This window comes from endosymbiont of Lamellibrachia barhami, from assembly GCF_011947365.2.
GTDB lineage: Bacteria > Pseudomonadota > Gammaproteobacteria > Chromatiales > Chromatiaceae > QGON01.
The window spans coordinates 1-2,045 of record NZ_JAAVSH020000014.1; the positions used below are offsets into that span (position 1 = coordinate 1).

At 55.7% G+C, this 2,045-nt stretch carries 4 protein-coding genes; all 4 read left to right on the top strand.

Annotation, left to right across the window (positions count from 1 at the left end; genetic code table 11):
* Positions 1-355: flagellar basal body rod protein FlgB (flgB, locus tag G9Q73_RS19100; protein ID WP_177421554.1), on the top strand; the 355-nt coding region annotated here is incomplete at its 5' end.
* A gap of 2 nt (positions 356-357) precedes the next feature.
* Complete coding sequence (gene flgC, locus G9Q73_RS19105; RefSeq protein ID WP_177421555.1) at positions 358-771, top strand: flagellar basal body rod protein FlgC; 414 nt, start codon at positions 358-360, stop codon at positions 769-771.
* A 10-nt stretch (positions 772-781) separates the two neighbouring features.
* Positions 782-1,453: a flagellar hook assembly protein FlgD gene (locus G9Q73_RS19110; protein WP_177421556.1), complete on the top strand. Its 672-nt coding sequence runs from the start codon at positions 782-784 to the stop codon at positions 1,451-1,453.
* A 35-nt stretch (positions 1,454-1,488) separates the two neighbouring features.
* Positions 1,489-2,045: flagellar hook-basal body complex protein (locus tag G9Q73_RS19115; protein ID WP_177421557.1), on the top strand; the 557-nt coding region annotated here is incomplete at its 3' end.

The window sequence follows — 2,045 nt, forward strand, 5'->3', positions numbered from 1 at the left end:
GGCTCTGCAGTTGCGTGCCCGCCGTGCCGAGGTGATCGCCAGCAATCTGGCGAATGCCGACACCCCCGGTTATAAAGCGAGGGATTTCGATTTCCACAAGGTGTTGGCAGGTGAGATGCAGGGGCCGGTGCGTATGCAGACCACCAACGCCAAGCACATTCAGACAGATAATGGTCTGATCCCGCCGACGCAGATGCTCTATCGTTCCCCCACTCAGCCTTCTCTGGATGGCAATACAGTGGACACGGAGCGGGAGCACACCGCGTTTGCTTCCAATTCCCTGGAGTACCAGGCAAGTCTGCGTTTTCTCAATGGCAAGGTGAGTGGCCTGCGCTCGGCCATTAGAGGTGAATAGTTATGTCCATGTTCAAGATTTTTGATACTGCCGCCTCAGGCATGAGTGCACAGAGTCTGCGGCTGAATCTGGTGGCCAGCAACATGGCCAATGCGGATAGTGTCAGTAGCAGTATCGGTGAAACCTATAAGGCCCGTCAGCCGGTTTTCAAAGCGGTATTCGATGAGATGGGTGGTGAAAACCCGGCGGTTGGCGTGAGGATGGCCGGGGTGGTCGAGAGTAAGGCGCCCTTAATAAAGGAGTATGCGCCGAACCACTCCATGGCCGATGAGGAGGGTTATATCTTCCGTCCCAACGTCAATATGGTGGAGGAGATGGCGAATATGATCTCCGCTTCCCGTTCCTATCAGAGCAATGTCGAGGTGGCCAGCGCCGCCAAGCAGATGCTCATCGCCACAATCCGCATGGGCCAGTAAGGAGTTTACGATGACTACGATCTCAACCAACAACGATATCTACTCTGGTCTGGGATTGACAACCCAGGAGTCGGCCAACAACAGCAATGAGCTGGGGATGGACGATTTTCTAAACCTGATGATTACCGAGCTCAATCATCAGGATCCCACCAAGCCGATGGATAACTCGCAGCTGGCAACGCAGATATCGCAGTTCTCTACTGTCTCCGGCATCCAGGATCTGAACAGCGCCTTCACGGGACTGAGTGCAGATCTGACTTCAGGTCAGGCATTGCAGGCGGCCAACCTGGTGGGGCATGAGGTACTCGTCGCCACCAACAGCGGCTGGCTCTCCAATGGTGGCAGCGTCAAGGGTGTCACTGAGCTACCCTCTTCAGCCGCTGATCTTACGGTACGGGTGACCGATGCCTCAGGCGCACTTGTGCGGGAGATTGAACTTGGATCTCAGTCGGCAGGGCAGATCAAGTTCAGCTGGGATGGCTATGACGATAGAGGAAACTACATGCCGGAAGGCGTCTACGAGATTACCGCCCATGCCACGGTGGATGATGCAGAGCTCTCCCCCTATGTCTACCTCAACGCCAAGGTCGACAGCGTCAATCTGGGGGGCGCCGACGGCCTTGGCCTGAATATCCAGGGTCTTGGGCAGATATCCATGAACAATGTCGCCCAGATCTTCTGAACAGTTACAAAGATTTTATATAAAGGAGAAACACCATGGCATTTCGAATTGCATTGAGTGGACTGGATGCCGCCTCCACTGACCTGGAGGTGACCGGCAACAATATCGCCAACGCCAGTACGATAGGTTTCAAGGAGTCGCGTGCCGAGTTTGCCGATATCTACGCCAACTCTCTCACTGACGTCAGCAGCACTGTGTCCGGTAGCGGTGTGCGTGTGTCAGGTGTGTCCCAGCAGTTTGGGCAGGGCAGTATCGATTTCACCGCGAATAATCTGGATCTCGCCCTTAATGGTGAAGGTTTCTTTGTCACGCAGAGTGAAAACGGTGACCGGAGTTTCACCCGGGCTGGCTCATTCAGTGTGGATCGCGACGGCTATGTGGTGAACCATACCCAAGCCAGGCTGCAGGTTTTTCCCCCGGTGGATCCTGCCGGGACGCTGTTCAATACCGGCACCACCACTGATCTGAATCTGCCGGTGGTTTCCGGTGATCCGGGAGCTACCAGCGCCGTGATCTCCACGGTTAACCTGGATGCTGCGGAGCCGGTTCCGGGTACGCCCTTCAATGCGGCAGTCTTTCCGCCGCTCGCAGG

What these genes read in the sequence shown, in the direction of transcription:
- flgC (WP_177421555.1), top strand. Translation starts at nt 358, where the DNA reads ATGTCCATGTTCAAGATTTTTGATACTGCCGCCTCAGGCATGAGTGCA.
- G9Q73_RS19110 (WP_177421556.1), top strand. Translation starts at nt 782, where the DNA reads ATGACTACGATCTCAACCAACAACGATATCTACTCTGGTCTGGGATTG.